Annotated in this window: 23 protein-coding genes and 4 tRNA genes; 14 read left to right on the top strand and 13 right to left on the bottom strand. The window is 33.2% G+C overall.

What is annotated here, in order from left to right; translation table 11 throughout:
* Positions 1-50: 50 nt before the first annotated feature.
* Complete coding sequence (locus ACIDC4_RS10310) at positions 51-1,037, top strand: hypothetical protein (RefSeq protein ID WP_412044472.1); 987 nt, start codon at positions 51-53, stop codon at positions 1,035-1,037.
* Positions 1,038-1,039: 2 nt separating this feature from the next.
* Positions 1,040-1,744: a hypothetical protein gene (locus ACIDC4_RS10305; protein ID WP_412044473.1), complete on the top strand. Its 705-nt coding sequence runs from the start codon at positions 1,040-1,042 to the stop codon at positions 1,742-1,744.
* Between the two features lie 132 nt (positions 1,745-1,876).
* Here ACIDC4_RS10305 and ACIDC4_RS10300 read toward each other — a convergent pair whose 3' ends face one another.
* Complete coding sequence (locus ACIDC4_RS10300; protein WP_412044474.1) at positions 1,877-3,541, bottom strand: serine hydrolase domain-containing protein; 1,665 nt, start codon at positions 3,539-3,541, stop codon at positions 1,877-1,879.
* A gap of 81 nt (positions 3,542-3,622) precedes the next feature.
* A complete protein-coding gene (locus tag ACIDC4_RS10295) occupies positions 3,623-4,435 on the bottom strand; it encodes a helix-turn-helix domain-containing protein (protein ID WP_412044475.1) in 813 nt (270 codons plus the stop codon).
* Positions 4,436-4,621: 186 nt separating this feature from the next.
* On the opposite strand from ACIDC4_RS10295, the gene ACIDC4_RS10290 reads away from it, so the two are divergent.
* Complete coding sequence (locus tag ACIDC4_RS10290) at positions 4,622-5,392, top strand: hypothetical protein (RefSeq protein ID WP_412044476.1); 771 nt, start codon at positions 4,622-4,624, stop codon at positions 5,390-5,392.
* 117 nt (positions 5,393-5,509) lie between these two features.
* Here ACIDC4_RS10290 and ACIDC4_RS10285 read toward each other — a convergent pair.
* The 6 genes from ACIDC4_RS10285 to ACIDC4_RS10260 all read right to left on the bottom strand — a co-directional run bounded on the left by ACIDC4_RS10285 (position 5,510) and on the right by ACIDC4_RS10260 (position 8,414).
* Positions 5,510-5,582: transfer RNA gene (locus ACIDC4_RS10285), tRNA-Lys, on the bottom strand.
* Between the two features lie 267 nt (positions 5,583-5,849).
* Positions 5,850-7,004 (bottom strand): acyltransferase family protein, encoded by a 1,155-nt coding sequence (locus ACIDC4_RS10280; RefSeq protein ID WP_412044477.1) that lies wholly within the window; start codon positions 7,002-7,004, stop codon positions 5,850-5,852.
* 97 nt (positions 7,005-7,101) lie between these two features.
* A complete protein-coding gene (locus tag ACIDC4_RS10275; protein ID WP_412044478.1) occupies positions 7,102-8,007 on the bottom strand; it encodes a LytTR family transcriptional regulator DNA-binding domain-containing protein in 906 nt (301 codons plus the stop codon).
* Between the two features lie 97 nt (positions 8,008-8,104).
* Positions 8,105-8,187, bottom strand: a tRNA-Leu gene (locus tag ACIDC4_RS10270).
* A 42-nt stretch (positions 8,188-8,229) separates the two neighbouring features.
* Positions 8,230-8,302, bottom strand: a tRNA-Lys gene (locus ACIDC4_RS10265).
* Positions 8,303-8,341: 39 nt separating this feature from the next.
* A tRNA-Lys gene (locus ACIDC4_RS10260) sits at positions 8,342-8,414 on the bottom strand.
* A 127-nt stretch (positions 8,415-8,541) separates the two neighbouring features.
* Between ACIDC4_RS10260 and ACIDC4_RS10255 the strand changes: the two genes are divergently transcribed.
* Positions 8,542-9,060: a shikimate kinase gene (locus ACIDC4_RS10255; protein ID WP_412044479.1), complete on the top strand. Its 519-nt coding sequence runs from the start codon at positions 8,542-8,544 to the stop codon at positions 9,058-9,060.
* On the opposite strand, the gene ACIDC4_RS10250 is transcribed toward ACIDC4_RS10255, so the two are convergent.
* Both ACIDC4_RS10250 and ACIDC4_RS10245 read right to left on the bottom strand, forming a co-directional pair.
* The gene (locus tag ACIDC4_RS10250) at positions 9,052-9,552 is read right to left on the bottom strand and encodes a phosphoribosyltransferase domain-containing protein (protein ID WP_065451151.1); all 501 of its coding nucleotides are present in this window, start codon (positions 9,550-9,552) and stop codon (positions 9,052-9,054) included. The genes ACIDC4_RS10255 and ACIDC4_RS10250 overlap by 9 nt on opposite strands.
* A gap of 203 nt (positions 9,553-9,755) precedes the next feature.
* Positions 9,756-10,145, bottom strand: a complete 390-nt coding sequence (locus tag ACIDC4_RS10245) for an RNA-binding S4 domain-containing protein (RefSeq protein ID WP_173971176.1) — start codon at positions 10,143-10,145, stop codon at positions 9,756-9,758.
* Between the two features lie 79 nt (positions 10,146-10,224).
* Between ACIDC4_RS10245 and bamM the strand changes: the two genes are divergently transcribed.
* Positions 10,225-11,394 (top strand): BamM family beta-barrel-assembly machinery protein, encoded by a 1,170-nt coding sequence (gene bamM / locus ACIDC4_RS10240; RefSeq protein WP_412044480.1) that lies wholly within the window; start codon positions 10,225-10,227, stop codon positions 11,392-11,394.
* Positions 11,395-11,906: 512 nt separating this feature from the next.
* Here bamM and ACIDC4_RS10235 read toward each other — a convergent pair.
* Positions 11,907-12,860 carry a transketolase family protein gene (locus ACIDC4_RS10235; protein WP_065451154.1) on the bottom strand — a complete coding sequence of 318 codons (954 nt, stop codon included), beginning with the start codon at positions 12,858-12,860 and terminating at the stop codon, positions 11,907-11,909.
* Between the two features lie 85 nt (positions 12,861-12,945).
* Positions 12,946-13,797, bottom strand: coding sequence for a transketolase (locus ACIDC4_RS10230; RefSeq protein ID WP_194620285.1), 852 nt, complete (start codon positions 13,795-13,797; stop codon positions 12,946-12,948).
* 417 nt (positions 13,798-14,214) lie between these two features.
* Between ACIDC4_RS10230 and ACIDC4_RS10225 the strand changes: the two genes are divergently transcribed.
* Complete coding sequence (locus ACIDC4_RS10225; RefSeq protein ID WP_412044481.1) at positions 14,215-15,096, top strand: hypothetical protein; 882 nt, start codon at positions 14,215-14,217, stop codon at positions 15,094-15,096.
* Positions 15,097-15,245: 149 nt separating this feature from the next.
* Here the strand turns inward: ACIDC4_RS10225 and ACIDC4_RS10220 are convergent, their stop codons facing one another.
* The gene (locus ACIDC4_RS10220) at positions 15,246-15,569 is read right to left on the bottom strand and encodes a hypothetical protein (RefSeq protein ID WP_412044482.1); all 324 of its coding nucleotides are present in this window, start codon (positions 15,567-15,569) and stop codon (positions 15,246-15,248) included.
* 433 nt (positions 15,570-16,002) lie between these two features.
* Here ACIDC4_RS10220 and tgt point away from each other — a divergent pair, with 433 nt between their 5' ends.
* The 8 genes from tgt to ACIDC4_RS10180 all read left to right on the top strand — a co-directional run bounded on the left by tgt (position 16,003) and on the right by ACIDC4_RS10180 (position 23,839).
* Complete coding sequence (gene tgt, locus ACIDC4_RS10215) at positions 16,003-17,133, top strand: tRNA guanosine(34) transglycosylase Tgt (RefSeq protein WP_412044483.1); 1,131 nt, start codon at positions 16,003-16,005, stop codon at positions 17,131-17,133.
* Positions 17,134-17,200: 67 nt separating this feature from the next.
* The gene (locus ACIDC4_RS10210; RefSeq protein WP_065451207.1) at positions 17,201-18,289 is read left to right on the top strand and encodes an LptF/LptG family permease; all 1,089 of its coding nucleotides are present in this window, start codon (positions 17,201-17,203) and stop codon (positions 18,287-18,289) included.
* Positions 18,276-19,163, top strand: coding sequence for a DMT family transporter (locus ACIDC4_RS10205; protein WP_412044484.1), 888 nt, complete (start codon positions 18,276-18,278; stop codon positions 19,161-19,163). Before ACIDC4_RS10210 ends, ACIDC4_RS10205 begins: the two co-directional genes overlap by 14 nt.
* 112 nt (positions 19,164-19,275) lie before the next feature.
* Entirely contained in the window at positions 19,276-20,229 is a 954-nt protein-coding gene (locus ACIDC4_RS10200) for an acetyl-CoA carboxylase carboxyltransferase subunit alpha (RefSeq protein WP_412044485.1), read from the top strand.
* 140 nt (positions 20,230-20,369) lie between these two features.
* Entirely contained in the window at positions 20,370-21,914 is a 1,545-nt protein-coding gene (gene dnaB / locus ACIDC4_RS10195; protein WP_412044486.1) for a replicative DNA helicase, read from the top strand.
* 133 nt (positions 21,915-22,047) lie between these two features.
* Positions 22,048-22,410, top strand: coding sequence for a hypothetical protein (locus tag ACIDC4_RS10190; protein WP_412044487.1), 363 nt, complete (start codon positions 22,048-22,050; stop codon positions 22,408-22,410).
* A 128-nt stretch (positions 22,411-22,538) separates the two neighbouring features.
* On the top strand, positions 22,539-23,045 hold the full coding sequence (locus ACIDC4_RS10185; RefSeq protein ID WP_412044488.1) for a hypothetical protein: 507 nt from the start codon (positions 22,539-22,541) through the stop codon (positions 23,043-23,045).
* Positions 23,046-23,047: 2 nt separating this feature from the next.
* Positions 23,048-23,839, top strand: a complete 792-nt coding sequence (locus ACIDC4_RS10180) for a sensor histidine kinase (protein ID WP_412044489.1) — start codon at positions 23,048-23,050, stop codon at positions 23,837-23,839.
* Positions 23,840-23,945 lie beyond the last annotated feature (106 nt).

Below are 23,945 nucleotides of genomic sequence, written 5' to 3'. Positions count from 1 at the left end.
TTTCTAAAAATAAACGTTTTAATTAGTAACCCCAATAATAATTAAAAGGAATGAGAAAAAATTTTGCCCTTGCTTTTGGTGCGCTTTATATGTTGTTTTTTACAATTCCGTTTCCAATGCTTATTTATTATAGCGTTAATAGTGAATTTGATGTAGCTACGCTGAAAGATAAAAATCCGTGGTTGGCTTTGATTATAGTTTCGATTTCGATAATTCTTTGGCTGATTGTTTTAATTGGCTATTTTCATAAATGGATTCTTCAAATTTTTATTTCAAAAAGAAACATAGAAAAACTAAAGTTGGGCGGAGTATCGCGCGAAGCAAAAATTTTAAGCGCTGTAAAAACATCTAAACCCAATGAGAAATTCAATACCTATGAACTTGAACTATCATTTAAAAACCTGGCTGATACAGAAATTACAAGCAAGACCGTTATTACGGATGCTAAACCTCACCAACGTCGTTTTGAAGTGGGAAAAAAATTAAGTTTAATACTCGACAGAGATGCCAAAGAGGCTCCGCATTTTATTATTGCCACTACAGAAGTGGGTTTAAATATAGTCAGGATAGCATTTATTGTATTCGGCTGGCTGGTATTTGTTGCAGCTGTAATTGGTTATTATATTTATGCATATCGAACAGAAAGTTATGGTATGGGCTGGCGTTTTATAAGTTTTGGACATCCGCTGATTGTGTGTCCGATGGTGCTTTTGTTTTTTAGGTATCTTCTAAAATTTATTTATAGTAAACTTTCAGGATTAAATGGCAGTTCATCAATGATCAAGTTTAAGGGAATAAGGACCTGGGCGAAATTGATTAAAGTAAGCCAAACCGGAACTTATATTAATGATCAGCCCGAGATTCTTTTTCAACTCGAGTACACAGATAACAAACATCATGTTCATCGCAATAGTCTGAAAAAAGTAATCAGGCTTCTTGAACTCGATATTACCAAACAGGAAAAAATAGAGATTTTTTATCTGCCGGAAAATCCAAATAAAATTGCTTTTGCAAGCGATCTAAATACTATAGACTAACGATGAGAAAATTAATTATACTGCTAATTTGCTGTCAGCTTTTGTTAAGTTGTGAGCAGGTAACTAAAACTATCGAGGAGACCTTTAAGCCGAATGATACTTTAGTACAAAAGGAAAAAGAGAAAGAAAACACAATACCTGAAACAACGGTAAATACTCAGATTGATGTTGAGCAAATTATAAAAACAGCAATTGAAACGCATTCTGTAGGACATATACATACTGAAGGAAAGAATGTCAATTTTCTAACAGATACAAGCGAATTGGAAAAAGCAGAGGAGGCTTTGAGGAAATTGCCTCAATATGCCGGAAAAGAGATTTTTATTTATTCGACGCTGTATTTTTATAATGACGGACTCATTAATGTGATGCTTCAGCATCCAACAAATCCTAAATATGTGGATATTTATGATTATAAAGAGGGTAAATGGTCTGAGCCTAAACCTCTTCAGTTATCGGTTAGGGACGAGGTTCAAAAGCGTTTGGTTTCACTTAATAAAATTAAGTTTGTAAATGTTGCCAAAGTAACTGCTACTTACAATGAGAAAGCAAAAGAAATAGAAGGAGCAAAACCTCTTACAAGTGCTTATGTTTCTATTTGGGATAATAAGATGCGCTGGTATCCTTCGAGTATAAATGGGAGCAGAGAAAGATATTCGATACAATTTAATGATGACGGAAGTTTGAAAGCATTTAAGCAGGAGTAAGGCTTTATGTTGAGTATTTATAATTTGCCTGACTTATTGATGGCATTAAAAAAAGGTAAAACAGATTGTATGTTTTACCTTTTTTAATTCTTTATGCTATTTGATGTGAATTATAAAATCAAACCGACAATTTTATTTTAAAATCGCCGGCAATAAATAATCATGAACTATTTTGTCTGCCTGAGCATGTCCGTAAGGTTTATTGTAAGCTTTTGAAGTGATTATGACTACAAGTGATAAGTCTTTGAAAATTATAAATTCGTTTCCGCCATTTCCGGCGCAATAATAGGTTTCGTAATTTTTACCTTTGTAATTGACTGTTTTATTCCAAAATAAATAACTGTAGAATTGGTTCTCTCGCTCAGGAATCTGAATTTGTTTTGTAAAGGTTTTTTCTACCCAATTTACAGGGATTATTTGTTTGCCATTCCATGCGCCATTATTTTTATATAACTGGGCGTATTTTGCATAATCAAGCGAAGTCATTTGCAGGCTGCCCGCTGTATTTGGTACTTTTTGCGGTGTATATTGCCATTGATAATTGGTAATGTTTAGGGGTTTGAAAAGTTTTTCATCGGCGTATTTTTCTAGTCTGCCAGGAACACTTTTATCCAGAATATCTCCTAAAAGTACCACGCCGGCCGTAAAATAGTCCCATTTGGCTCCATTAGTTTTAGCGGGATCAGTAGTTAAATCCAATGTAAATTTTACCCAGTTGTCTGTAGGATACATGTTTTCTTCGTTTCCTGGTGATTCGCTATGGGCGTCAGATCCTTCAAATGAAGAGCTCATCGTGAGCAGGTCTTTTATTTTTATGCTGTCTTTTTTTATGTTATAATTTGCATAGTCTTTTAAATTATAAAAAGAGCTAAGTGTCTGGTCTTCGTTTTTAATAGATCCATCATGTATGGCTACACCCATAAGTGTCGACGCAAAAGATTTTCCTGCCGAACGGGTATCATGCAAAGTATTTCTGTTGGCATCATTAAAATATTCTTCTATCAAAAGTTTACCATCATAAATGGCGACAACACTTGTTATTTCTTTTAGATTGTATGAAGCAATTTCCTTATTTAGTAATTCAATTTTCTTTTTGTCGAATTGAAAATCAGAAACTTCCCATCCGCTGTTGGGTAATATTGGCTGTATTTCCATTTGTTTGGCAGTCACTTCAGGAGTTTTTATGATCAGTTTAATTTGTCCTTTGGCTATTAAATTTCCTGCTATTGCTTCGGTATTTTTATTGGTGATGATATAAGGTCTAACTTCGATTCTTAGATTGTGAGTTCCGTTTGTTAATGCTTTTTCTCCGCCATTAAGTTTAAAACGGTCCCACATGTGCAAAGCCCAAAGATTTTCAGCTTTAGAACTAGTAAGCGGAATTCTTAATGTTGTAGAGGTGTCTTTGCTGCTGCCGTACCCAAAATTACAGCCGGAGTTAATGTTGTCTTTATAAATAAATTTATTATCAATATAAAAAGCAAACTGAAGATTACCCATTTCTACAAGTTCTTCAGCCGATAAATTAGGAGCTAATTGATGTAAATAGTTTGTTATTGAGTTATCCAGAAAAATCCTGATGTTAAGATTTGATTTGTACGTAAGATTGAATGACTCAAGAAAATCGGTTTTTTTGTATTGATCTAATGGAATGTTGCCATCCATAAAAGTGACTTTCCCAACGTTTGATTGATGAAGTTCTCCCGTAATTCCTTCGGTTTTAAAAAGATCGGCATTTTGGCTGAAGCCAGTAAGGCAGGAAAGGCTGATTGCAAGTAGAAATAATGTTCGTTTCATATTTTTGATTGATTGATTTGATTGAGGTGTAAAATTATTCTGCCGCCAGCATTAAAAATTGTACCAGATTAACATTTGGCATTATTTCATTAAAAGTAATTTTAAATGTGCAGAAGGATTTAATCCGTTTACCTCTTTGAAACATCTTGTAAAATGACTTTGATCAGAAAACCCGCATTCGTAAGCGATTTCGGTTAAGGATTGTTTTTGTAAAGAAAGAAGTGAAAGTGCTTTTTCGACTTTTAATTTTCTCATGTATTCACTTAAAGTGCAGTGAAAGTATTTAGAAAAATCTCTTGACAGGTGAACGGGGTGTATTCCGGCTATTTTAGATAAATAATCTAACGAAATGGTATCTCCAATCTGGTCGTGGAGAATTTCATCGATAATCTGTACCCATTTTGGATTTTTGTATAACAATGAATTGTTGTGTGCGCTTAGTTTTGATAAGATTTCGATCAGTAATGTTTGTGTTGCAAAATCTACAGCCGAGCCTTCAATTTTTGCCGCCCTGAAAACTTTATACATTAAAAACTTAATTTCCGGTTTTACGATGTTGATGCTTCCTTGCAAATTATCCTCTGATAATGCTATCGTGTCAAACCAATGTTTTTCGATTTCGAGATGAAAACCTCTGGTAAATCCGTCCGGTTTTATATTATAATGAGGTTCCTGCCAATTATGAAAAAGCAAACTTCCGGGAGAGCAATTGTAGATCTCTTTTTTATTTCCCTCGATAACATTGCCTTCAAGGATAAAAGTAAAATAAGCGTTTTCATGATAATGCCAATCGACTTTACTGTGGGTGTAAACGGTATCTGTTAAGGTTATTCCGTCCAGTAAAATAGTTTCATTGGTTTGCCCGTAAAATGCGCCTCTTTGCAGATGTTTCATGTTAATTGCATTAATTTTATTAAGTGCTGAGGTATTTTCGATGGTTCTAATATATACTCTAAATTAATACATAAAGAATCTTGATCTTTTCTATTAGAAGAAATAAATCATAAAAAGTTACAGAAGAGGTTTGGTTTACTTGAGATTGTTTTATTTTGGTCTCACTTAGAAATCTTAATAATAAAAATGCAAACATTCTTAACAACAATCTGTCTTCTGTTTTTTACTTTTAATATATCGCTGGCGCAAACCAGTCGTAATGATCTAAAAGATGTTAATTTAAAGGGGAATGTAAAATCATTTGGTCAATGTTTCCTTGAAGGTACTTCGATGCCTCTTGCGGATAGTAATAAAATATGCCAAATGGGAATTGGTAATACGTATAATGAAAAAGGCTTTCTTCTTTCATCTAATTCTGTTTCTTATAATGCTAAAGTACTTGAAATGAAATATTATTATGATACAGATGGTGTTCTTAATGCGTCTGACTATTATAATCCGAAAACAAAAATGAGCCAATCATTTCTTATTACTGTAAAACAGGATACGACCAAAAATGAAGTAAGTTATTGGTTTTATGAGGGAAGTGTCTTGCAGTCGAAAACAGTTTTTATTCGTGATGAGAAAGGAAATTTAGTTGTACATATGAATTATGGTAAGGATGAGAAGCTGAATATGGAAAAACATTATGAATATGATGCTGGTAATTATAGAATAAAAGAATCGTTTTGGAGTATTAGTCCTCCTGGATATTTAGATAAATCAATACTTAAAAGTGTGGTTACGTATAAAAATGATGAATTTGGTAATCCTATAATGAAAACCAATTCAAGTAGTAAAGAAACGACCATTTATACTTATAAATATGATAATAATGGTAATTGGTTGCTGCGTACTTCTTATAATGACAAAGGAAAAATTAATCAAATAGCCGAACAATATTTCCAGTATTATTAATGAATACGATAAGAGATTTGTTTTAAATGAAAAAAAAAGTACTTTAGAGAGTCTGTCATTTCTGTAAAGATCCTAAAATGAAAAAAGGTCAAGTAAATTAATACTTGACCTTTTTTGTGACCCGACTGGGGCTCGAACCCAGGACCCCATCATTAAAAGTGATGTGCTCTACCAACTGAGCTATCGAGTCATTCTTTTCTTGAATGCGGGTGCAAATATAAGGAGTTATTTTTTAAATATCACTACCTTCTTTTAAGTTAATTTAATGTAAATGTATTGTTTTGGATTAATGAGTTGAAATAGAGGTGGAAACAAATGAAGTTAAAATGCATTTTAATGTGTTTTAACTTTTAATATATCTGTTTGTACAGCAAAACAAGCAGGTTTTTTTATTAGAATAGTCTGATTAAGCTCTAAAAAACTCTTATTTTCTAATTTTATTGCGTAGCAACCTGAACTAAAAAATTTTCTTAATTCCAGGCATTAATACAATGAGCGATCCAACTATAAAGCTGCTTAAGACTATTAATGGCGCTATGACAAGAAGTTTTATTGCTGGATCAATATTCCAGTTTCTAATTGCTAATGTGAAACCAATAATTACTAGCGGATGAAAAATATAAACGCAAAAACTACTGCGGCATAGTTGACTTAGTATTTTTGAAGAAATATTCCAATTCTTTTTTCCTTTGATTAATAACGTTGTGAGTATAGAGATTCCAATCCATTGCTCCCATACGGCGTATAATAATGCCTGCCAATGAAGGCCACCGGAAAACCACGAAGAAGGTGTGTTTAATTTGAATTTGATGACAAAAAATACAAGAAAAAATAATAAGCAAAACCATATCGATCTTTTGAGTATTTTTTCTGTTTTCTCAGAAAGTTGGTCGAACCAGTTGTTTTTAGCCGCCAATAATCCAACAATAAACAAGGCGATATATTGAGGAAAGTGTCCTAATTGAAATCCGACTGGTTCAAGAACCCATCCAACCGGAAATATAATTCTAACAAAGAAGCTAATAATACCTAGTAGTACGGCAAATAATAAGATGGTGATTGCTTGTGGTGCTTTTAGAGATTTTTTAAGGCTGAGGTTAAATATTTTTTTTATAAGTGAATAGATTAAAGTGAATAGAAGTAAAGCAGCTACAAACCATGTAACGCCTAAATCGATCCAACTATCGAATTTGCTTAAATATTCGAAATAGCTAATCTGTTGCTTTCTGAAATTGTAAACTAAATAACTTAGAAAAGGAGAAAGGATAAAAGAATAGAATAATAAAGGAATTCCTAGTCTGATTAGTCGGTCTTTAATGAATTTTGCTGCGCCTTTTCTGGAATAAGAAGAACTAGTGAAGTAGGCTGCTAACATGAAGAAATAACCCATAAAAAAAGACTGATTGATGCTTACGAACATTGTCATAGGAATCCGAGCTCCCATAAGAGGAGTTTTTTCGTTGTAATACCAGCCTTTAGAAGAACTGTAAGCAATAACCGTGTGATGAAGTACAACTAGTATTGTTAGTAGAACTTTGATGTTATCGATGTATAATATTTTTTTTTGGGGCCCAAAATCTTGATTTGGGGTAATAGTTGTGGTTGACATCATAATGGATTTAGTTTTATTGATGGCAAACGTACAACATGAAAATACAGTGATGGCAAGGCTTGTTGTGGTTGACTAGCTTTTGTGACGAGCAACAAGCTTAAGCAATATGTCTGTTACGGAGCTTTTGGTAATAGTTATTGAAACTGTCAATTTGTTTTCTGGAAACAGGAACTTTTAGAGTTGTTTCATGAAATGATAATAGATATCCCTGGGAGTTTCCGGATACTTTTTCGACCTTAAACATGTTGACTAAATAAGTTCTGTGACATCTAAAAAAGTGAGGATAATTTGTTACATGATTTTCGAATTGTGTTAACGAAATTCTTTTTACTTCTGTAGTGATTTGATTGTTGTTTAATATTGTTAACTCAATATAATTACCGTCTGCTTTTGCAAAGAGTAGTTGATCAATATTCAAACTAAAATCATCTTGTTTTACTTGTGTAGTGATAAATAGAATAGATTCGATAGTTGTTTTTTCAGTTTCAGCTGCAAGAGGAACAAATTGAATGACAAACGGAGCTCCCTTTTTTGATTCAAAATAGAAGTGAGATAATCTTAGAAAAAAATAGAAAAATATGCCCGCCACAAAACAATTTCTAATTTCTTCAAAAAAATAATTCCAGGACCAGTTTTTTGGATTGTTATAAAGTAAATCGCGTATTAAAAAGCTGGACGTGCCTATTAAGGTGAATAGAAGTATGATATGGATATATTCTTTAAATAAAGTCCATGTAGCTTGATTTTTTGCTTTGGTAAAATAATTCAATACTTTAAAATAGGAGAGTAAAAGTAATGCCGGAACAAAGGCGTGGAAAAAACAAATAAGCAAGTAATGCATCCTGAGCTCCGGATCGTATACACCAAAGGGTTTGAATAGCAAGAGGAACATTAGAATAGTAAGAAATACAACAAATGAACTTTTTATTAAATTTTGAGACTGATATCGTGTAGGATATTCAATTTCTTTTGTTAAATGTTCTGTGTTGATGTAAAATTTCATACTCAAAGATAAGGGAATATTGTGGAAATTTAAAAACCAGTAAAAATGATAAACGCCTTGTAAATAAGGCGTTTTCTTTTTGAATAAAGTAAAATTGTGACCACGGTGGGATTTGAACCCACACGCCCTTACGAGCACCACCCCCTCAAGATGGCAAGTCTACCGTTTCTCCACGTGGCCTAAAATAAAAAAAGGTCAAGTAAATAAATACTCGACCTTTTGTGACCCGACTGGGGCTCGAACCCAGGACCCCATCATTAAAAGTGATGTGCTCTACCAACTGAGCTATCGAGTCATGCTATCAAGGAAAGTATTTTGTAAATCACAAATTTTGTGACCCGACTGGGGCTCGAACCCAGGACCCCATCATTAAAAGTGATGTGCTCTACCAACTGAGCTATCGAGTCATATTCTTTCCTTGAATGCGGGTGCAAATATAAGGAGTTATTTTTGATATTTGCAAGCTTATTTATTATAAATTTGTCTTTTTTTACTCAAAATTTACAACACCTTAATTTTTAGGTTCTTATTAAAATGAAAAAGATTATATTATTAGGATATATGGGCTGCGGAAAGTCAACAATTGCCCAAAACTTGTCAAAAATTACAAATATTCCGTTTCTGGATTTAGATAAATGTATCGAAAATAAAGCAAATTTATCTATAAATGAGATTTTCGAGCAATTTGGAGAGATTCATTTTAGGAGATTAGAACACGAAATGTTTCTGGAATTACTTCAATCTTCAGAAAACAGCATAATAGGTTTAGGCGGAGGAACGCCTTGTTATGCTAATAACCATGAATTATTAAAAAGAGATGATGTTGCCTCGATTTATTTAAAGGCTTCAATAGACACTTTATACAATAGATTAATTCATAACAAAAGCAAACGCCCGCTAATTGCTAATATGAATGAAGAGGAAATGAGAGAATTTATCGCAAAGCATTTGTTCGACAGAAGCTATTATTACAACCATGCCCAACATAAAGTTTCGGTTGATGATAAAGCTGTCGAGGAAACAGTTCAGGATATTCTGGAAATCTTAGCTTAAAAAAGCATAATTGTCGCCGTTGTCATCAAAAACAACCTGAACATGCTCTAGTAAAGAGGTCGATAAGGAGATGCCTTTAAAATCGGCCTTTACAGGATATTTTTTATGATTTCGATCTACAAGCACTGCTGTTTTGAATTTCTTTAACGGAACGTCTAAGAAATGACGAACAGCATAGATTAAAGTAGTACCTGAATTTAAAACATCGTCTACAAGTACCAATCCTTTGTTTTCGTATTCTTCTTTTGTCAAAGAAGTCTGTATAGGCAATTGCGGATTTTGTTTGTCGACTTTAACTTCACAAAGAGAAACCTTAAGTGTCGAAATCGTGCTTAAGGCTAAAGCAATTTTTTGAGCAAAAATAGATCCATTAGAAGCGATTCCCGCAATTACAACTTCTTCTTCGTCAACAAAAGTCTCGTATATCTGATAAGCGATACGTTTTATTTTATGTTCGATTTCCTGATTTGTTAAGATGATGTTTTTGCTCATGATTTATTTTTTTGCTAATATAACTAAATAAAATTCCAATATAAAAAATCCAAATTCCAAATTTGAAAAGGAAATATCAATAGTGAAAATCTAAAATTTAAATTATAAACTCCAATGTTAGATTTTCATTCTCTGAAATTTAAAAAGATTTTGAAGTTTTATTATTTGTTGATTTTTGGAATTTGGGTTTTAAGAATTGGAATTTATTCCGTTTCTTCTTCCTCAATAATATCATTTCCGTATTCGTCGATATCTCTTCTGTCTTTTTTTGTTGGTCTTCCTGTTCCGGTTTTTCTGTAATGTTCTTTAGAGAGTTTTAATAACTCTAAATGTGCATAAGCTTCGGCCGGTGTTTCATTTTTTCTGTATATATCTACCAGTTTTGCTCCAACGCGGCTTTCAGGAATGTCAAGTACCGTTATAATTTGCGTGATCTGATCTTTTCTAAAGGTAATTTTATCAGTTGGGAAAACTTCTTTCGAGGGTTTGGCAACCTGCCCATTTACTGTAATATGGTTCTTTTTGCAAGCTTCAGTAACCATATTTCTGGTTTTGTAATAACGTACGCACCATAAGTATTTATCTATTCGCATAATTTTTCTAAATTCAAAGTTAAATTCTTTACAAAAATAAATCAATATTGTATCTTGCGCACCTAAAAAATTAACAATAATGAATAAATTTAAATATTATTTTATTTTATTACTTGCGGGAATAGCGATTGTGTCTTGTAATAAAAGTGATGATGACGATGTAGTGACTGTGCCTCTAAGGGACTATAAAGAACAATACAAAGCAGATAATGATTCTATTGTTAATTATTTAAAGACTAATTATATGACCGTTATACATGCTCCTGGAACTCCGCAGGATCTGGATGTCGTGATAAAAAAAATAGTTCCTGGTGATGGAAATGTTTCAATTTGGGATCAAAAGGAATATCCTTTACAAACAAGAAAGGTTTACAGCAATGATGTTAATTACGAAGTTTATTTTTTAAGTTTAAGAGAAGGAACAGGAAGCAAGCCAATGAATACAGATAGAATCGTTGCTTCTTACTCAGGTAACTTTTTAAATGGAAAAGTATTTGATAGTTCTTATGGAAATGCTGAGACTTTTAACTTATTTGCATATTCCCCTGAAGGTGGTGTAATCGAGGGTTGGTCTGAGATTTTTCCTCAGTTTAAAACCGGTACTTCTACAACAGCGACAGGAACGGGTGTTATTACTTATGATAATTATGGTGCAGGAGTTATGTTTTTGCCATCAGGATTAGGTTATTATGCCGGTACTGTAGGTAGTGATGGTCCTGCATATTCTTGCTTGGTGTTTAGTTTTAAGTTGTTTGATCTGCAAAGAATGGATAATGAATATACTATTTCTTCATCGACAGGCGGAGTTGTTATCCTTGGAGATGGTGTTCCGGATTATTTAGAGGATGTAAATGGTGATGGTTATCTTTATGATTTTAGAAACACAACTAAATATCCAAACCCTCCAAAAGAATTGATTGATGATACTGATGGAGATGGAGTAGCTGACTTCGTAGATTTTGATGATGATGGTGACGGTTTTACTACAAGATTCGAAATTACAAAACCAACAAATGAAATAGGTATAGTTAAAGTTGGTGATGTTTATATAAATTACGGAACGGGATTTTATTATCCTTGGGATGCTAGAGAAGATAATCCTGGTACGCCAAATACAAATGAATTTGAGCCTAGAGGAATTCCTAGAAAGCCAACAGGGGCGAATGGAACTTTTGTACCTGAAGATTATACTGCTGAAGGACGATTAAGAATTCATCTTGATAAAACATACCCGATTAAAAAGAATTAACTTTTTGATTGATAATAAACTAAAACCTCGAAAGTGATTTCGGGGTTTTTTTTTGTGCTCAAAAAGCTCTCTTGTATTAAGATTTTTTAATTTTTGGAAATTAATTTATCAGTTTACGTTTTCCCGTAATGAATATCTAAATCAAAATAGTAGGTTTGTAAGAATAAAGATTGAATCTCAAATAAAAACAGCAAGAGTTTAGTAGGACTTTTGTTGAAATTAAGATCAGTTAAGGAGGCTGTAAATAGAAAGAAACGATGAGTCTAAGATGAGTCGTGATTTTTGTTAAACTTATAATGATGGGCTTTGGGGGGTATCATCAATTATTAGTTCGGTCTCTGAAGTTAGAGAGGTTCAGATTTATCTGGGGTTGAATTTTGTTAATTCAGGTTCGAATCAGATTGCTGTTTTTCTACTGATCTGTTTTTGTATTAATATTTAATATTGGTACAAAAGTAAAAACCTCGAAAATCACTTTTCGAGGTTTTTTTTATAAGTAAGAAAATCTAAAATTATTTTCTTTTGATCACTCTTTCTACAGCTTCAACAATTGCTTGGTTGTTTAATTTGTATTTTTCCATTAATTGCTCTGGAGTTCCGGATTCACCAAAACTATCATTTACAGCAACAAACTCTTGTGGAGCTGGATTGTTTAAAGCTAATACTCTTGAAACGCTTTCTCCAAGACCTCCAAGAATGTTGTGTTCTTCTGCAGTTACCACACATTTAGTTTTTGCCAGTGATTTTAGAATCGCTTCTTCGTCAAGTGGTTTAATAGTGTGAATGTTGATTACTTCGGCAGAAATTCCTTTTGCTTCTAATGCTTCAGCGGCGATAAGAGCTTCCCAAACTAAGTGTCCTGTTGCTACAATTGTAACATCAGTTCCTTCGTTTAATAAAATTGCTTTTCCAATTACGAAAGGTTCGTCAGCTGGCATAAAGTTAGGCACGACCGGACGACCAAAACGTAAATAAGCAGGACCGTGATGATCTGCTAATGCTAATGTTGCAGCTTTGGTTTGGTTGTAATCGCAAGTATTGATTACAGTCATTCCTGGCAACATTTTCATTAATCCGATATCTTCAAGGATTTGGTGTGTTGCTCCGTCTTCTCCTAATGTTAAACCAGCGTGAGAAGCACAGATTTTTACGTTTTTATCAGAATAAGCAACAGATTGACGAATTTGATCGTAAACTCTTCCTGTAGAAAAGTTAGCGAAAGTTCCTGTAAAAGGAATTTTTCCTCCAATTGTTAAACCTGCAGCAATACCAATCATATTAGCTTCTGCAATACCAATTTGGAAAAAACGCTCCGGGTGATTTTTTTTGAAATCATCAAATTTTAATGAACCAATTAAATCAGCACAAAGTGCTACTACTTTTTCGTTTTTTTGACCTAGTTCAGTCATTCCCGCTCCAAAACCTGAACGAGTATCTTTACTTCCTGTATTTGTATATTTTTTCATTTTTGTCTTTTTGAGATGCTAAGTTTCTAAGTGACTAAGATTTTGAGTTTAAACTGAAATCTGTGCACTGAGACTGAACACTTTTTTAATAGTCGATTTGATCTGCAGAATAGTTTTGAGCCAAAGCACTTTCTAATTGGTCATTGTTAGGTGCTTTACCATGCCAAGCGTGAGTATGCATCATAAAATCAACTCCGTTACCCATTTCAGTATATAATAAAATACAAACTGGTTTTCCTTTTCCTGTTCTTGATTTTGCATCTGTTAAACCTGCAATGATAGCATCGATGTTGTTTCCTTCTTTGATTTCAAGAACGTCCCAGTCAAAAGCTTCAAATTTTGCACGGATACTTCCCATTGCTAAAACTTCGTCAGTTGTACCATCAATTTGTTTTCCGTTAACGTCAACAGTTGCAATAAGGTTGTCTACTTTTTTAGCAGAAGCATACATGATCGCTTCCCAGTTTTGACCTTCTTGTAATTCACCGTCTCCGTGTAAAGTATAGATTAAGTGATTATCACCATTTAATTTTTTTGCTTGTGCAGCACCAAGAGCTACAGATAAACCTTGTCCTAATGAACCAGAAGCCATACGAACTCCAGGCAATCCTTCGTGAGTTGTTGGGTGCCCTTGTAAACGTGAGTTTAATAATCTGAAAGTTGCAAGTTCTGAAACAGGGAAATAACCGCTACGTGCTAATACGCTATAAAATACAGGAGAAATATGACCATTTGAAAGGAAGAAAATATCTTCTCCAATTCCGTCCATATCAAAACCTTCTTTACGCTCCATAATGTTTTGGTATAGTGTTACCAAAAATTCAGTACAACCTAGTGAACCACCTGGGTGACCTGAGTTGACAGCATGTACCATTCGAAGAATATCTCTTCTTACTTGGATAGTTAAATCGCTTAATTGTTGTGTGTTAGGCTTCATTTTATGTATAAAAGTTAAACTGGTGCAAAAGTAATTTTTATTTTGCGGGCTGACAAATGATTTTTCGCTTTAGTTTGCTGTAATTGTTAAATTTTGGATCTTTTTATTGTGGATAACGAAAAAAGCTGATATCTATTCTTATAAAGTTGTTTGAAATGTCTTATTGTAGTGTTTTTATGGCCTATTGGATCTTTTTTATTATTTAAAAGCATTTAAATTTGTTTAATTGTGAGATTTAACTAGAAGATTTATAAACCCTTCTAATATAAATGAGTAAATAAAAAAAATAGCAGATCAACATATAACCTTCTCTTTTTGATATTAAAGGATCCTCTGATTATTTTTTAAAATTCGAACTTCAAAAGAAGGTAAAACAAAATATTTAAGAATAGATTTTTAAACAATTAAAAAAGAAAAATGAAAAAATTATTAGGGTTGATGATGTTATTTAGTATCCTTAGTTGTTCAACTGAAGAATTAGGAGTCGAAAAATCAGGTGGTTTGACTGCAAATGTTCCAGTAAGGCTAAATAATAGTTTGAGTACAACGACAGGAAAGTCAATTAAAAGGGGAATATTATATGTGGAGTTAAATTTTTTATCATTAATTATATATTCAAATACTGGTGGTCCTTCGACTATTATAAAATTCGACATAGTTGCTAATGATGATGTAAATGCTGATGACGCTATCGTATTGAAAAACATACAGCCAGGAAACAAGATTGCATTTCAAGCTTTAGGAAATGGAGATTTAATGCCAAACAGTATTGTTTACACTGGAAATTCATTAAAGGAAAGATTTGTGAAAGTTGATTCTAGATCAGCGCAAGAAGTATTTGATGAAGCTAATGCTAAAGTGCCATATTTAAAATGGGATACAGGATTAGTTTATAAAGATGTAGTTTCAGGCAATAATTCTGAATTGGTTTTAGATTTAAAACCAATAACAGGTAGAAAAATTATTATCTATGAATTATCTGATGAACTAAAATCGCTTGGATATACAGCATCTATCACTTCTAATTATGATCCAACTGTTATTCTTTCACAAAACAATACGGTATTAAGCTTTGATGATGATGCCACTGAAAGTATTTCTGGTGACAACATAATTATTTATGATAATAATAATGAAAAAGTATTGGAGTATTTTTATAAACCAACTATAATTGCTGGAGAATCTACGAATATTATTGTGACAATTACTTCAGATAAAATACCTGTTAAAAATACAATTAATACTTCTCTTTTTGTTCCTGTTTTTAAATCAACAGAGCCTATACGAATTAATAATTAAGATGAAAACCTGAAATTACTATTACGTATTGACCGCATATAAAAAAGTTTGCCACAGATTACAAGATTAAATTGATTTAGAAAAATCTATTAACTTATAATCTGTGGCAAAAATCTATTGTAATTATTGTAATCTGGGACAAAAAGGGCTTATTCTGTATCGCCTTCGCTATAAAAATTGTTTTCTTCATCTTCAGAGCCAATTTCTTCCTGCTCATCGTCAAGCTCTGAGCCCGGAATATCTAAATCGTTTCCGAGTTTGTCACTATTTTGTTTCCATTCGTTGTCATTGTTATCATTTTGAATGACTGTTCTTTCGCCTGAAATTCCTTCAGGATCAATATCTTCTAGTTTTTCTTCCTGATTGTAAATATCTTCGGTTGCCGGATAATCTAAGTTTTCCAGATTTCTTTCGATTTGATCGTCCTTAATTTGATCTAAATCGACAGGATTTTTTTCTTCTGAATTTATCATGGTTTCTATATTTTTAATGAATATTAATTTTGTTCTTTTCTAATTATTAAAGTTAATCGCTTAATACTGTTGTGGTGTTACATTTTAGCAATGTGGTTGTTGTAACTTTTACATTTAGGTTATTTGTCGAAAAGCTGTCGCATGTTTGCGTTAGGGATAGAAGTGAAAAGCCCGCAGCCTGACGAAGGAAGTGCGAGGACTTGTAGCAAATAGCCCGATCCGCCGCGGCGGAAACGCCCATGAAAAAAAATAAATTCAAAATTCAAAATTCAAAATTCAAAAATTCAAAAATTCAAAATTCCAAAATTCCAACTCGAAAAACAAAGCTTTTGGGTTGGTGAAAATCATTATTTCATTTTCTAATGGACAAATTATCTTATTGATTAAATTTTCCTGAAATTAGCCTATCTTTGCCGACTGAAAAAAGAAACAGATGAAGTTTGATTTATTGAAAAAAGATCCGCAATCTAAAGCGAGAGCGGGAAGTATTGCTACAGATCACGGCGTAATCGAAACGCCTATTTTTATGCCTGTTGGAACGGTTGCATCTGTAAAAGGGGTACACCAGCGTGAGCTAAAAGAAGATATTAATCCCGATATTATCCTGGGAAATACATACCATTTATATTTACGTCCGCAGACAGAAATTCTTGAAAAAGCGGGTGGATTGCACAAATTCATGAATTGGGATCGTAATATTTTGACTGATTCTGGTGGATATCAGGTGTATTCTCTTTCGAATAACAGAAAAATTAAAGAAGAAGGTGTAAAGTTTAAATCGCATATTGATGGTTCATACCACTTTTTCTCACCGGAAAGTGTAATGGAAATTCAACGTACAATTGGGGCTGATATTATTATGGCTTTTGATGAATGTACGCCTTATCCTTGCGATTACAGATATGCACAGCGCTCGATGCACATGACACACCGTTGGTTAGATCGTTGTATCAATCATTTGGATAAAGTACCTTATAAATATGGTTACGAGCAAACTTTTTTCCCGATCGTTCAGGGAAGTACTTACAAAGATTTACGTCAGCAATCTGCTGAATATATTGCCAATGCAGGACAACAGGGTAACGCCATTGGTGGTTTATCTGTAGGTGAACCTGCTGAGGAAATGTACGCGATGACCGAAGTGGTTTGCGAAATTTTGCCTGAAGATAAACCTCGTTATTTAATGGGAGTAGGAACTCCTATTAATATTTTGGAAAATATCGCGTTAGGTATTGATATGTTCGATTGTGTTATGCCAACTCGTAATGCGAGAAACGGTATGTTGTTTACAGCAAACGGAACAATCAACATTAAAAACAAAAAGTGGGAAGCTGATTTTTCGCCAATCGACGAAATGGGGCATACTTTTGTAGATACTGAATATACAAAAGCATATTTACGTCACTTATTTGCAGCTAACGAATATTTAGGAAAACAAATTGCAACGATTCATAATCTTGGTTTTTATATGTGGTTGGTTCGTGAAGCCAGAAAACATATCTTAGCAGGAGATTTTAGACCATGGAAGGAAATGATGGTTAAAAATATGAGTCAAAGACTTTAAAATATGTTGATTTGTTTAATCGTTTATTCGGTTAAACGATTAAACAAATAATCGATTAAACTTTACTATGTTAACAATAATAGATAAGTATATTTTAAAAAGATATTTAGCCACTTTCTCGGTGATGATCTTATTATTTATTCCGATTGGGATTGTAATTGACGTCTCTGAAAAGGTGAATAAAATGCTGGAGAACAAGATCCCGTTTACAGCAATTGCAGTCTATTATTACAATTTTACGATTTATTTTGCGAACTCCTTGTTTCCGATATTTTTGTTTTTATCGGTTATTTGGTTTACCTCAAAATTGGCGAATAATACAGAGATTATTGCGATTTTAAGTTCAGGAATTTCGTTTACTCGTTTTTTACGGCCTTATATTATTGGTGCTTCGATCGTTTCGGTTTTTGTGCTTTTAATGGGTTTTTTCATCGTTCCGGCTGCCAGTGAAGGTTTTAATAATTTTAGGTATACGTATCTAAAAGGAAACGGAAAACAGCTGATGCGCGGGGAGAATACCAATGTGTACAGACAGATTAATGACAACGATTTTATTTTTGTAAATAGTTTTAATGAAGAGTCTAAAACGGCTTTTAATTTTACGCTGGAACATTTTGAAAAAGAGCAGTTAACGTATAAAATTACTGCAAGTCGTATTAAATGGGATCCTAAAAAGAAAATCTATATTCTGTACGATTATACCAAAAGAACCCTTGGCGAACTGAATGATAAAATAGAAAAAGTACCTGAAAAGAATGTGGCTTTCAAATTTGAACTGGCCGATTTAACTCCGGTGGTTTATATTGCTGAGACGCTTCCGTTAGGTAAGCTGATTGATTTTATCGAAAAGGAACGTAAAAGAGGTTCAGGAAATATTAATACTTATCTGGTAGTACTTTACAAAAAATACAGCGTACCGGTTTCTGCTTTTATTCTAACTATTATTGCCGTAGCGGTTTCGTCTATGAAACGCCGTGGTGGTATGGGAACGAATCTTGCGATTGGTATTGCAATTGCATTTTCATTCGTATTTTTTGATAAAATATTCGGTACTCTTGCCGAAAAATCTACTTTCTCACCTTTATTTGCTGTCTGGTTCCCGAATATTGTTTTCGGAATTCTGGCAGTATACTTATTACGTAATGCGAAACGATAATTTAAAAAGTTATTTAAATCTTCATTTAATTGTTTTTATCTGGGGTTTCACGGCTGTTCTTGGCGCTTTGATCACTATTGATGCTGAAAATTTAGTATGGTTTAGAATGCTTCTTGCGGGGATTTTTCTGGCTGGTTTTATCGTTTATAAGAAACAATCTTTCGTGATTTCGGCCACTTCTTTTGCTAAATTAATTTTTGTTGGACTGCTGATAGCAATGCATTGGATTTTCTTTTTCAAGGCGATTCATGTTTCGAATGTTTCAATAACACTTTCGATATTTTCGTTAGGCGCTTTTTTTGCTTCTTTGCTTGAACCGCTTTTTTACGGAAGAAAAATTTTATTTTATGAAGTTTTCTTCGGATTAATTATTATAGCAGGTTTAGCCTTAATCATGCGGGTAGAAGTAAGATACCTGGAAGGAATGTATTATGCCTTGGCTTCTATTATTCTGGGAGTTTTGTTTACCTTAATGAATGGAAAGTTGATTTCTGACCATGAACCTTCGGTAATCACGTTCTATGAGTTTGGCGCGGGAGTTTTCTTTATTTCGATTTATTTTTTGATACAAGGAAAATTCAATGCAGATTTCTTTACCATGTCATTAAATAACTGGATTTTGCTATTGGTTTTGGCATCGGTTTGTACCGCATATGCTTTTACAGCATCTGTAAAAGTGATGCAGAAATTAACGCCTTATACAGTAATGTTAACCACTAATTTAGAGCCTGTTTACGGAATTATTCTGGCTTATTTTATTTTAGGCGGAAAAGAAAAAATGAGCACAGAATTTTATATTGGCGCCTTGATAATTGTAATTACAGTTATCCTAAACGGCGTTTTTAAACATTATAAAAATAAGAAGGAAGTGTAATAATTTCCTTATTTTTAAATTACATTTTTACATTTTAAATACGATTTAATCACACCAATGATATAATATTTTTATATTTGCGGTTCGATTTAAAAACAAAATTCAAAAATCCATGGAATATTTAGATTTTGAGCTTCCAATAAAAGAACTTGAAGAACAGTTAGAAAAGTGTGTTATAATTGGAAAAGAATCTGATGTTGATGTAACATCAACCTGCAAGGAAATCAACAAAAAATTAGAACAAACTAAGAAAGATATATATAAAAACCTTACGGCTTGGCAACGAGTTCAGCTATCAAGGCATCCAAACAGACCTTACACTTTAGATTATATCAGAGCTATTTGCGGAGATACATTTTTAGAACTTCACGGAGACAGAAATTTTAAAGATGATAAAGCTATGGTGGGCGGACTAGGGAAAGTAAACGGTCAGTCGTTTATGATCGTGGGTCAGCAAAAAGGTTTTAATACAAAAACACGTCAGTACCGTAATTTTGGTATGGCAAATCCTGAAGGATACCGTAAAGCTTTACGTTTGATGAAAATGGCAGAGAAATTCGGAATTCCGGTTTTAACTCTTGTAGATACTCCGGGTGCATATCCAGGTCTTGAAGCCGAAGAAAGAGGACAAGGAGAAGCTATTGCCAGAAATATTTTCGAAATGGTTCGTTTGCAAGTGCCAATTATTACGATTATCGTGGGTGAAGGTGCTTCTGGAGGAGCTTTAGGAATTGGTGTTGGTGATAAAGTATATATGTTAGAAAACACATGGTACTCGGTAATTTCACCAGAATCGTGTTCGTCTATTTTATGGAAAAGCTGGGAGTACAAAGAACGTGCTGCAGATGCTTTAAAATTGACTTCATCTGACATGAAAAAACAAAAATTAGTGGATGACGTAATACCAGAACCGCTGGGTGGAGCACATTACGATCGCGAAACTACTTTTAAAACAGTAGCGGAATACATCACTAAAGGATATAATGAATTGAAAGACTTATCAACAGCCGACTTAATTGCCCAAAGAATGGACAAATACAGTAATATGGGCGAGTATAAAGAATAAATTCATGTAAAACGATTTAAAATCCGAAGCCTTACAGTTTCGGATTTTTTTTTGGTTATGAACAAAATTATCTTATTTATAAACAATTAATAGTTATAACTCGATAGCAATTTTTTTTTAAATTTTGCTACTTTCGCTATATGGAAAATTTCAAAAATGCAAACCCCGCAAAGGTAAATAAACCCTCAGTAATTAGTTTAGAAAAAGGAAAGCTTCCTCCGCAAGTTCTTGATTTAGAAGAAGCTGTGCTTGGGGCAATGATGATTGATAAAAAAGGTGTTGATGATGTAATTGATATTTTGCAAGGAGATGCTTTTTACAAAGAGGCGCATAAATATATTTTTGAAGCAATTGTTCAGCTTTTTACAGAAACACAGCCAATTGACTTGTTGACGGTTTCGACGCAGTTGAAGAAAAATGGAAAATTAGAATTGGCTGGAGGAGATTTTTATTTAATTCAGCTTACACAAAAAATCGCATCTTCGGCGCATATCGAATTTCACTCGCGTATTATTCTTCAAAAGTTTATTCAAAGAAGTTTGATTCGTATTTCGACTGAAATTATCGAAGCTTCTTATGATGAAACTGCCGATGTATTTGATTTGCTTGATCAGGCCGAATCTAAACTATATGAAGTAACGCAAGGAAATATAAAACGTAGTTCTGAAACTGCTCAGAGTTTAGTACTTCAGGCTAAAAAGAAGATTGAAGAAATTGCAAAACAGGAAGGTTTAAGTGGTGTTGAAACTGGTTTTCATAATCTGGATAAACTGACTTCGGGATGGCAGCCTTCGGATTTAATTATTATCGCGGCGAGACCTGCGATGGGAAAAACGGCCTTTGTACTTTCGATGGCAAGAAATATTGCTATTCAGTACGGGCATGGAGTGGCTTTGTTCTCTCTGGAGATGGCATCGGTTCAGTTGATTACCAGGCTAATTTCATCAGAAACAGGATTGTCATCAGAGAAATTGCGTACCGGTAAATTAGAGCCTCACGAATGGGAAATGCTGAGTACCAAAGTAAAAAACTTAGAAAAAGCACCTTTGTTTATTGATGATACGCCGTCGCTTTCTATTTTCGATTTAAGAGCAAAATGTCGTCGTTTGGTTTCGCAGCACGGTATCAAGATTATTATTATTGATTATTTGCAGTTGATGACTGCCGGAGGAAATAATAAAGGAGGAGGAAATCGTGAGCAGGAGATTTCTACAATTTCCCGAAACTTAAAAGCCTTGGCAAAAGAGCTTAACGTTCCGGTAATTGCACTGTCTCAGTTATCGCGTGCGGTAGAGACGCGTGGTTCTAGTAAACGTCCGTTACTATCGGATCTTCGTGAATCTGGAGCGATTGAGCAGGATGCTGATATTGTTTCGTTCTTATACCGTCCTGAATATTACAAAATTGAAGAATGGGATGATGATGAGGCATCGCCAACAACAGGTCAGGCAGAAATTATGATCGCCAAACACCGTAATGGTGGTATCGAAAACATTCGATTGAAATTTATAGGACACCTTGGTAAGTTTGATAACCTTGATGATTTTTCAGGTAGTTACGACGATTTACCATCAAAAATGAATCATGAAGAGAATCCGTTTATAACCAAAAATTTACCATCGCCTAATGAAGCATTTGGAAGTAACTTAAATGACGATGATGACGACAGTGATGTTCCATTTTAATAATACAATTAGCCTCTTTATGAGGCTTTTTTTATACTTAAATGTTAACTTTTTTGATAAAATTGAGTAGTTTAGCCAAACAATTGATTCCAACAATTGCATATTAATTAACAACCAAAAACAAATTTAGATTATGTCACAAGAAAAATTTCCAGGTAAAATTGAAATCAGTTTAGCTGTTGGTCAGGAATGGTCAAAAAAGTACAAAGATTCTCCAGAGGGTAGAGAAAAAGATTCAGTAAACGCTTACTTAGTACCTTTAGAAAGCTTAGAAGCAATTTTGAAACTTAAAGAATCTTTAAAAATTGATGCGACCAGAGCTTATAAAGGAATTAATGAGCTTGGAGAACAAACTTTAATGTTTGTAGGAGCTAAATTAAATGAAAAAACAGGTATTTATGAAGACGTCTTTTTAGATGGTGATCTAGGTACAGCAGTTTTGTATGATGGAGCTAGGCCATGCCCTCCTTTTGGAGATCCAACAGGTCCTCTATAATGGTTGATCTTGTAATATATTCGGCCTATTTTGTTTTATTAATAAACTTAGTGCTGTATACATATAGCTTTTTCCGTTTGGAAAAAGCTAATGTTTTTTTTGTTTTTTATCTTGCATTTGTTTTTATAATGCAATTTAGTTTAGAGTTGATGTATCGTTTTGCAATGAATAATTTATTTGCCATTAATATCTTTTTTATTGGCCAAATAATTTTGCTGGGTTTGTTTTATAGATCCATCTTAAAATACAAACAGCAAAAAACTTTTGTAATATGGAGTCTTGTTGTAACTCTTTTGATTTTAGGAATTCAGTTTTGCATTGATTTTACTCAGTTTTTAAAATTCAATTTGTTCGCGATTACCATTACTTCATTGTTAATTGTTGTGTATGCCTTATTGCACTTTTATAATATGCTTACCAGTAATAAAGAGTATTACTATTTTACAATTGGTGTAGTTTTTTATTTATTGACTAGCACAATATTATTTTTGGTAGGCAATTTAACTATTGGTTTGAGTAATGAATTCAAGTTGATGAGTTGGACTTTAAATGCTTTTTTGCTTTTGGCGTATTACCTTTTTATTTTATTTCAATGGAAAGTTAGCTTTAGTTCTAAAAAGAAAATTAATATTTGAATATGAATGGAAGTCCGGTTTATGAAAAAGAAATTGTCGCCATAATTCTGTATACTTCGTGTTTTTTTATGGTGGTAGCGGTCTTTTTAGTCGCATTTTTTTATCTCTCAAGAAAAAAAATAATTCAAAAAGAATTAGAGAAAAGAGATTTGATATTGCAATATCAAAAAGAACAATTGCATGCTGTGATTGTTACTCAGGAAGAAGAGCGAAAACGAATTGCTCAGGATTTACATGATGATATTAGTTCTAAACTTAATATTGTTTCATTAAATACCCATTTACTTTCCGCCCCAAATTTAACCGAAGCCGAAACAAAAGAGATTACAGATAATATTATTAACCTAACCACAAAAGCATTAGAGAATTCAAGAAAAATTGCCCATAATTTGTTGCCTCCGGTTTTTGAGAAATTCGGACTTAGTGCTGGTGTCGAAGAGTTGTGCGAAGAATTTGAAAGCAGTAAATCTGTAAAAGTAAAATATAAGAATGAAGTTGATTTTGATGATAAGGATATCGATCGGCATTTACATGTGTTTAGAATTTTGCAGGAATTGATGAATAATTCTTTACGTCACGGAAAAGCTACCGAAATACACATTACATTTAAAAACATAAACGGAATACTGACCTGTAATTATCAGGATAACGGAGTAGGACTTGATACTGAAAATGTTGAAAATCAAAAAGGATTGGGAATGAAAAATATCGACAGTAGGATTTCTTTTTTGAACGGCACTATAAAAATGACTTCTGAAAAGGGTAACGGAGTTGCTGTAATTTTCACTTTTTAAGTTAAAATCGATAAACAAACACTCTTTTTGTTTAATATGTTAAGATTCTGAAGCTGTTTTCGTTTGATATTTTGTAATTTCGACGAACCAAACGACCAAAATCAAA

This window comes from Flavobacterium sp. C3NV, assembly GCF_046825355.2.
In the GTDB taxonomy this organism is placed as follows: Bacteria; Bacteroidota; Bacteroidia; order Flavobacteriales; family Flavobacteriaceae; genus Flavobacterium.
This window is presented reverse-complemented; position numbering and strand designations above follow the sequence as displayed.

Coding starts and splice junctions, on each gene's coding strand:
- ACIDC4_RS10245 (WP_173971176.1), bottom strand. CDS start 10,145: ATGCGAATAGATAAATACTTATGGTGCGTACGTTATTACAAAACCAGA.
- ACIDC4_RS10255 (WP_412044479.1), top strand. CDS start 8,542: ATGAAAAAGATTATATTATTAGGATATATGGGCTGCGGAAAGTCAACA.
- ACIDC4_RS10225 (WP_412044481.1), top strand. CDS start 14,215: ATGAAAAAATTATTAGGGTTGATGATGTTATTTAGTATCCTTAGTTGT.
- ACIDC4_RS10205 (WP_412044484.1), top strand. CDS start 18,276: ATGCGAAACGATAATTTAAAAAGTTATTTAAATCTTCATTTAATTGTT.
- ACIDC4_RS10295 (WP_412044475.1), bottom strand. CDS start 4,435: ATGAAACATCTGCAAAGAGGCGCATTTTACGGGCAAACCAATGAAACT.
- dnaB (WP_412044486.1), top strand. CDS start 20,370: ATGGAAAATTTCAAAAATGCAAACCCCGCAAAGGTAAATAAACCCTCA.
- ACIDC4_RS10290 (WP_412044476.1), top strand. CDS start 4,622: ATGCAAACATTCTTAACAACAATCTGTCTTCTGTTTTTTACTTTTAAT.
- ACIDC4_RS10185 (WP_412044488.1), top strand. CDS start 22,539: ATGCAATTTAGTTTAGAGTTGATGTATCGTTTTGCAATGAATAATTTA.
- ACIDC4_RS10220 (WP_412044482.1), bottom strand. CDS start 15,569: ATGATAAATTCAGAAGAAAAAAATCCTGTCGATTTAGATCAAATTAAG.
- ACIDC4_RS10210 (WP_065451207.1), top strand. CDS start 17,201: ATGTTAACAATAATAGATAAGTATATTTTAAAAAGATATTTAGCCACT.
- ACIDC4_RS10275 (WP_412044478.1), bottom strand. CDS start 8,007: ATGAAATTTTACATCAACACAGAACATTTAACAAAAGAAATTGAATAT.
- bamM (WP_412044480.1), top strand. CDS start 10,225: ATGAATAAATTTAAATATTATTTTATTTTATTACTTGCGGGAATAGCG.
- tgt (WP_412044483.1), top strand. CDS start 16,003: ATGAAGTTTGATTTATTGAAAAAAGATCCGCAATCTAAAGCGAGAGCG.
- ACIDC4_RS10190 (WP_412044487.1), top strand. CDS start 22,048: ATGTCACAAGAAAAATTTCCAGGTAAAATTGAAATCAGTTTAGCTGTT.
- ACIDC4_RS10310 (WP_412044472.1), top strand. CDS start 51: ATGAGAAAAAATTTTGCCCTTGCTTTTGGTGCGCTTTATATGTTGTTT.
- ACIDC4_RS10280 (WP_412044477.1), bottom strand. CDS start 7,004: ATGATGTCAACCACAACTATTACCCCAAATCAAGATTTTGGGCCCCAA.
- ACIDC4_RS10300 (WP_412044474.1), bottom strand. CDS start 3,541: ATGAAACGAACATTATTTCTACTTGCAATCAGCCTTTCCTGCCTTACT.
- ACIDC4_RS10180 (WP_412044489.1), top strand. CDS start 23,048: ATGAATGGAAGTCCGGTTTATGAAAAAGAAATTGTCGCCATAATTCTG.
- ACIDC4_RS10305 (WP_412044473.1), top strand. CDS start 1,040: ATGAGAAAATTAATTATACTGCTAATTTGCTGTCAGCTTTTGTTAAGT.
- ACIDC4_RS10200 (WP_412044485.1), top strand. CDS start 19,276: ATGGAATATTTAGATTTTGAGCTTCCAATAAAAGAACTTGAAGAACAG.
- ACIDC4_RS10235 (WP_065451154.1), bottom strand. CDS start 12,860: ATGAAAAAATATACAAATACAGGAAGTAAAGATACTCGTTCAGGTTTT.
- ACIDC4_RS10250 (WP_065451151.1), bottom strand. CDS start 9,552: ATGAGCAAAAACATCATCTTAACAAATCAGGAAATCGAACATAAAATA.
- ACIDC4_RS10230 (WP_194620285.1), bottom strand. CDS start 13,797: ATGAAGCCTAACACACAACAATTAAGCGATTTAACTATCCAAGTAAGA.